This window comes from Citrobacter sp. Cpo037, assembly GCF_030332945.1.
Lineage (GTDB): Bacteria > Pseudomonadota > Gammaproteobacteria > Enterobacterales > Enterobacteriaceae > Citrobacter > Citrobacter portucalensis.
Genome location: NZ_JAOWGW010000079.1, coordinates 35,921 through 43,182 on the forward strand (window position 1 = coordinate 35,921; position 7,262 = coordinate 43,182).

Annotated in this window: 4 protein-coding genes and 1 other RNA gene; all 5 read left to right on the forward strand. The window is 52.7% G+C overall.

Going from position 1 to position 7,262, the window contains the following annotated elements; genetic code table 11:
- Positions 1-61 precede the first annotated feature (61 nt).
- Positions 62-1,471: a TolC family outer membrane protein gene (locus OGX94_RS20840; RefSeq protein ID WP_003826391.1), complete on the forward strand. Its 1,410-nt coding sequence runs from the start codon at positions 62-64 to the stop codon at positions 1,469-1,471.
- Complete coding sequence (locus OGX94_RS20845) at positions 1,468-3,654, forward strand: type I secretion system permease/ATPase (protein ID WP_257662002.1); 2,187 nt, start codon at positions 1,468-1,470, stop codon at positions 3,652-3,654. The genes OGX94_RS20840 and OGX94_RS20845 overlap by 4 nt, the downstream gene beginning before the upstream one ends.
- Before the next feature lie 7 nt (positions 3,655-3,661).
- Positions 3,662-4,825 carry a beta-barrel domain-containing protein gene (locus OGX94_RS20850; protein ID WP_122973896.1) on the forward strand — a complete coding sequence of 388 codons (1,164 nt, stop codon included), beginning with the start codon at positions 3,662-3,664 and terminating at the stop codon, positions 4,823-4,825.
- A 72-nt stretch (positions 4,826-4,897) separates the two neighbouring features.
- Positions 4,898-5,261: a transfer-messenger RNA gene (gene ssrA, locus OGX94_RS20855) on the forward strand.
- A 165-nt stretch (positions 5,262-5,426) separates the two neighbouring features.
- Positions 5,427-6,656, forward strand: a complete 1,230-nt coding sequence (locus OGX94_RS20860; RefSeq protein WP_016246248.1) for a phage integrase central domain-containing protein — start codon at positions 5,427-5,429, stop codon at positions 6,654-6,656.
- Positions 6,657-7,262: the final 606 nt, after the last annotated feature.

The following is a 7,262-nucleotide window of genomic DNA, read 5'->3' on the forward strand; positions in this document are numbered from 1 at the left end:
GGATGCCATGACGTCCGGGGCAATAACAGTCGTCGCTGCCGTATTTTGTAAGGGATAAACTATGAAAAATGTCGCGCCTGTTGCATTACTTCTGGCATTAACGCTCTGTACCCTGCGGGTGAATGCCGAAGATGAACCGCAAATTATTACGCCGGAAGGACTGGCCACCAGCCAGATGCTTCCCTCGCTGGACGGCGCGGTTGCCGATCTGCCGCTGAGCGCTGCCGCCCCCGGCAACCTGATGCTCAACGACGCGGTAAGTCGTGCCGTGAGCTGGCATCCTTCTATTCGTGAATCGATCGGCAAACTGCTCTCACAAAACGAGCAGATAGACGTGGCGAAATCGAAATATTACCCGCAGGTTTCTGCCGGAATGAATAACGGTTACAGCAATACCTATACCGACCACGGCTTTAGCCCGGCGCTGGTTATTTCGGTGTCACAAATGCTGTACGACTTCGGTAAAGTCGCAAGCCAGGTCCGCGCCGAGACCGCCGGAGCCGCACAACAGCAGGCGAATGTGTTACTCAGTATTGATACCATCGCCCACGCAACCGCCAACGCGATAGTCCAGGTGCAGACGTGGCAACAAATGGTGGATGCCGCCGAAGAACAGCTCACCGCCTTAAACGACATTGGTCGACTGACCCGACAACGCAATGATGAAGGGGCAACCTCGCTGTCCGACGTGGTGCAAACCGATGCGCGTATCGAGTCTGCACGTTCTCAGCTGGCGCAGTATCAGGCCAATCTCGACAGCAGTAAGGCCACATTGATGAGTTACCTCGGCTGGAACTCACTTAACGGCATCAGCAACGAATTCCCGGCCAAACTGGACAGCAGCTGCGATGTGGTCAAACCGGAAGATAAACTGGTTCCCGCGGTTCTGGCGGCCTGGGCACAAGCGAATGTGGCACAGGCAAATCTCGATTACGCCAACGCGCAGATGACGCCCACCATCTCTTTGGAACCGTCGGTTCAGCATTATCTCAACGACAAATACCCCAGCCATGAGGTACTCGACAAAACCCAGTACTCCACGTGGGTAAAAGTTGAGATGCCGCTGTATCAGGGGGGCGGACTCACCGCCAGGCGCAACGCCGCCAGCCATGCGGTAGAGTCTGCACAATACTCCATCCAGCGCACCCGACTCGAAGTACGACAAAAATTACTGGAGTCCCGCAGCCAGGCAATGAGCCTCGCCACCGCCCTGCAGATTCTGCGCCGCCAGCAGCGACTGAGTGAACAAACGCGCGAGCTTTATCAACAGCAGTATCTGGACCTCGGTTCGCGCCCGCTGCTCGACGTGCTTAACGCCGAGCAAGAGGTGTATCAGGCCCGTTTTGCCGAACTCCAGACTCAAAACCAGCTGCACCAGCTCCAGCTGAACTGCCTCTATAACACTGGCTCGCTTCGCCAGGCGTTCGCCTTAAATAATCGCAGCATTCAATCGGTGGAGATCAAGCTATGAGCGACCTCGATTCACATGCAAAAGATGCGATTAGCGAACACGCTCTTAGCCAGTGGGCGCAGGCGATGACGCATATTGCCAATCACTATCGCGTGGCCTGTTCTCCCGGCGCAATCCAGGCCAACGCCCCGTGGTTTGCGGGAAAAAGCCGGGCAACGGCCCTGTCGCAACTGGCGCGTCAGGCGGGCCTGTCATTTCATGCGCTGGATACCGCCACGCAGGCGTTCGGTCAGTGGCATCTGCCGGTGGTGGCGGAACTGCGCGACGGCCAGCTAATGGTGATAGAGCATTTCAACGGCGAAGATGCACTGGATGTGTTTATCATCGCCGAAGAGGGCCAGCGTAACCGGCTCACGGTCGCAGAGCTTCTGCCGGAGATCGTGAGTATTACCGCGCTGCGCCCGCTGTCGGCGCTGAAGGACAGTCGGGTAGACCGCTATATTTCGCGCTTCAAGCCCGACTGGATGCGCGAACTGGTGTTAAAGGACATCCGCCCTTACCTGCCGGTCATGATCGCCGCCTTTCTGATTAACGTTCTGTCGCTCGCCGGGATTATCTTTTCTATGCAGGTTTATGACCGGGTGATCCCCGCTCAGTCTTATCCAACGCTGTATGTTCTCTCCACTGGCGTTCTGGTGGCGGTGCTGTTTGGCTTTTTTCTGCGCGAAGCGCGTACCCACATAATGGACCTGCTCGGCAAACGCGCCGATATGCGTATTTCCGATCGCGTATTCAGCCATGCATTGCGCCTGCGTAACAGCGCCGTCCCTCGCTCGACGGGGAGCTTCATTTCTCAACTGCGCGAGCTGGAACAGGTTCGCGAGATGATCACCTCCTCGACCATGTCGACCATTGTCGATCTGCCGTTTTTCTTTTTGTTTATCGTGGTGCTGGCTTTTATCGCCCCGCCGCTCGCATGGATAGCTCCCGTCGCGGCCCTGCTGATGATCCTGCCCGGTTTGCTGTTACAGAAGAAGCTGGCGGTGCTCGCCAACCAGGCTGCCCATGAATCCACCCTGCGCAACGCGGTGCTGGTCGAAAGCGTCCAGGGGCTGGAAGACATCAAGCTGATGCAGGCTGAAAACCGCTTTTTACAGCAGTGGAACAGCTACATCCGCATTACCGGAGAGTCCGGGCTGCGCACGCGCAGGCTGACTCAGGGGCTGATTGGCTGGGGCATGTCGGTACAAAGTCTGGTCTACGCCGCCATCATTATGTTTGGTGCGCCGATGGTCATTGAAGGCACGGTGACCACCGGGGCCGTGGTGGCCGCCTCGATGCTCGGTTCCAGAATGATTGCCCCAATGGCTAATCTGTGCGGCGTGCTGGCCCGCTGGCAACAGGTCAAGGCGGCGAAGATGGGGTTGGACAGCATCATGCAGCTCCCCACCGAAACGCAGTACGACGAAGACCGGGTACATCAGGAGATTTTTCACGGTCATTATCTGTTTGAGAACGCACACTTTCGCTACCACAGCGACGATCAGCGCGTTCCGCTGCGCATCTCGCGCCTGGAGGTCATGCCCGGCGAGCGCGTGGCAATCCTCGGGCGTAACGGTGCCGGGAAATCAACCCTGCTGCAGGCCATGGCGGGTGGTGTGGAGATTATCCAGGGCGATGTCCGGCTCGACAACCTGAGTCTGGCGCAGATCGATATGGCTGATTTACGCCGCAACATCGGTTTTCTTAGCCAGAACGCGCGGCTGTTTTTTGGCACCCTACGCGAGAACCTGACCCTCGGCGCACCGCATGCCAGCGACGCGCAGATCTTCGAAGCGCTGGAGGTCAGCGGCGCGACAGCTTTCGTTAAACAGCTCGCCAAAGGGCTGGCGCATCCCATTATGGAGGGCGGCAACGGTTTGTCCGGTGGACAACGGCAGTCGATCCTGCTGGCAAGAATGCTGCTGCGATCGCCCAATATCGTGCTGCTCGACGAACCCAGCGCCTCGCTGGATGAACATACCGAGCGGGAGTTTATTCAGCGCCTGAACCAATGGCTAGGCAACCGCACATTGATTGTCGCCACCCATCGCGTACCGGTTCTGGAGCTGGTCGAACGCGTGGTGGTATTAAAAGAAGGCCAACTGGTTATGGATGCCCCGAAAGCGCAGGCATTAAATGCGAGTCGGGCACCCGCCCCAACTCACGGTCGGGAGTGGAAAAATGAAAACCAATCCGCATGATGCCGCCATGGACGACCTCGATATCCGCCGCGAGCACCGTTTTTCCGGGGCCAGCCGCATTATTCTGCTCAGCACGCTGCTGTTTGCCGTCCTGGGTATCTGGGCATATTTCGGCAAGCTGGATGAAGTCTCAACCGGCAGCGGGAAAGTGATCCCCAGCTCGCGAGAGCAAGTCTTGCAGTCGCTGGATGGTGGCATTCTCGCTGAGCTTACGATACGCGAGGGAGATAAAGTGCAGGCCAATCAAATTGTGGCGCGCCTCGACCCTACCCGTTCTGAGTCCAACGTTGGGGAGAGCGCCGCCCGTTATCGCGCCTCACTGGCTTCCAGCGCAAGGCTTAATGCCGAAGTTAACGATCTGCCGCTGGTCTTTCCCGATTCACTGCGCGCCTGGCCGGATCTCATCGCCTCCGAAACTCGCCTGTATAAAAGCCGTCGTGCGCAGCTTGCGGATTCAATGGCGGAACTGCAAGATGCCCTGGTCTCAGTTAATAAAGAACTGGCCATCACCCAACGGCTGGAGAAAAGCGGCGCCGCCAGCCACGTAGAAGTGCTGCGCCTGCAACGACAAAAAAGCGATCTGGGATTAAAAATCACCGACCTGCGCTCGCAATATTTCGTGCAGGCGCGGGAAGCGCTGTCAAAAGCTAACGCCGAAGTGGACATGCTGGCGGCGATTTTAAAAGGACGCGAGGATTCCGTCACCCGCCTGACCGTACGCGCGCCGATGCGCGGTATTGTGAAAAACATCCAGGTCACCACCATCGGCGGCGTTATCCCGCCCAACGGCGAGATGATGGAGATTGTGCCGCTGGACGATCATCTGCTGATAGAAACCCGCTTGTCGCCGCGTGATATCGCGTTCATCCATCCTGGACAACGGGCGCTGGTGAAGATTACCGCCTATGACTACGCCATTTACGGCGGCCTGGAAGGCGTAGTCGAAACCATCTCTCCGGACACCATTCAGGACAAAGTGAAACCGGAAATCTTCTATTACCGCGTGTTTATCCGCACGCATCAGGACTTCTTACAGAACAAACTGGGACGCCATTTCTCCATCGTACCGGGCATGATTGCCACAGTGGATATAAAAACAGGTGAAAAAACCATCGTCGACTATTTAATCAAACCGTTTAATCGCGCAAAAGAAGCGCTGCGCGAGCGCTAAATCCTTGAGGATTAGGGGTTGCGGGGGCTGGTCACGCGTGTCACAAGTCTGTTATACTTGCTCTAACACATTGGGGCTGATTCTGGATTCGACGGGATTCGCGAAACCCAAGGTGCATGCCGAGGGGCGGTTGGCCTCGTAAAAAGCCGCAAAAAAATAGTCGCAAACGACGAAAACTACGCTTTAGCAGCTTAATAACCTGCTCTGAGCCCTCTCTCCCTAGCTTCCGCTCTTAAGACGGGGATCAAAGAGAGGTCAAACCCAAAAGAGATCGCGTGGAGGCCCTGCCTGGGGTTGAAGCGTTAAAACTAATCAGGCTAGTCTGGTAGTGGCGTGTCTGTCCGCAGGTGCCAGGCGAATGTAAAGACTGACTAAGCATGTAGTACCGAGGATGTAGGAATTTCGGACGCGGGTTCAACTCCCGCCAGCTCCACCACTTTTTAGTTGTTTGAAGTACAATGAAGTCTACTAAGCCCGCATAGCACAAGCTCTGCGGGCTTTTTTACGTCCATTGTCGTCTAGTGAGAATTGCTGAGAACCACGAGTTATGGCACCCTGAATGGGACCCAAGGCAAAGGGTCCAAAAATCGAGGGTCCCAAAATGGCAAAGATCGCGAAGAAACTCACCGACACTGAAATCAAAAGCACCAAGCCAGCAGACAAAGAAATCAACTTGTTTGACGGGGATGGTTTGATCCTACGAATCGCTCCTCTCGCAAAAGGAGGGAAGAAGAATTGGTATTTCAGATATGCAGTGCCAGTGAGTAAGAAAAGAACCAAGATGAGCCTTGGGACCTACCCTCACCTTACCCTGGCAAGAGCAAGAGCCTTACGTGATGAATACCTCTCCTTGCTTGCGAATGGCACGGACCCTCAAGTCCATAACAACGATAAAGCTAATGCATTAAAGAATGCCACAGAACACACATTACAAGCCGTGGCGAGAAAATGGTTGGATGAGAAGGTAAAGACCTCTGGCATCTCACAAGACCATGCAGAAGACATCTGGCGGAGCCTTGAACGAAATATTTTCCCCGGTCTGGGTAATGTGCCAATCAATGAGATTCGTCCCAAGCTCTTAAAACAGCATCTTGATCCAATTGAACAACGAGGAGTACTGGAAACTTTGCGGCGGCTAATTTCCAGGTTGAATGAAATCTTCCGTTGGGCGGCTACAGAAGAGCTGATTGAATTTAACCCCGCTGATAATCTAGGCCAACGTTTCAGTAAGCCTAAAAAACAGAATATGCCTGCCTTACCCCCCTCTGAACTCCCTCGTTTTCTGGCAGCACTGAACAATGCTTCTGTCCGTTTAGAAACAAGACTACTGATTGAATGGCAACTTCTCACATGGGTTCGCCCTGGTGAAGCTGTCCGCGCAAGATGGTCTGATATAGATATGGATAACAACATGTGGAACATCCCGGCTGAATTTATGAAGATGAAAAAACCTCATAAGGTCCCATTAAGCAAAGAATCTCTTCGGATACTCAAGTCTATGGAATCAATCAGTGGGCACCGCGAGTGGGTATTTCCCAGCATAAAGACTCCCTTAAATCATATGCATGAACAAACAGCCAATGCAGCAATTATCCGTATGGGCTTTGGAGGTGAACTTGTTGCCCACGGAATGCGTTCTATTGCAAGAACGGCAGCGGAAGAGTCAGGTAAGTTCAGGACAGATGCCCTTGAAGCGGCCCTTGCCCACTCAAAAAAAGACGAAATTATCGCTGCATATAATCGTGCGGAATATATTACCGAACGAGTAGCTCTCATGCAGTGGTGGGGAGATTATGTCCTGGCACAACAGCTTAAAATTTTTGCTGCTTAAATGGACGAAAGGCTACTAATCAGTAGCCTTTCCAGTATCCCCATACATGGGGCAAATAACAAACTGTACATAGTACAGGATACATATCAGCAAAAACACTTGATGACATACATTATTAATAAATCATTTTTAAATAATGTCAACATCTGTGATGTGATTTATTTCTAAAATTAATGTTAGATCTGGCAATGCCATTATACTTTTAAAAAAATAAAATCCATACTATTCCCCCCGTTACTTATAATCAAATGAAAATATAACTCATCGTAATCCTGTCAAATAAAATTAATTTTTCACTTACGAATAATCAGCCTTTAAAAAATAACTAATACAAATTCAATACGCGATAATAATTTCACACCTACATATTTACCATTCACTGTTATAGCCCATTATAATCTTGAGCTGAAGAAATGTATTACCGGGTTTCACTTGCACAATCGAAGATGTATATTAGAAACACTACCTGTGCTGCAAGAGAAACCTTTAAAATCAATACAAGCGAAGCATTTAAACAGCCTTTTCATTTAGGGAAGGTGCGAACAAGTTCCTGATATGAGATCATCATATTCATCCGGAGCGCATCCCAGAGGGACATCATGAGCC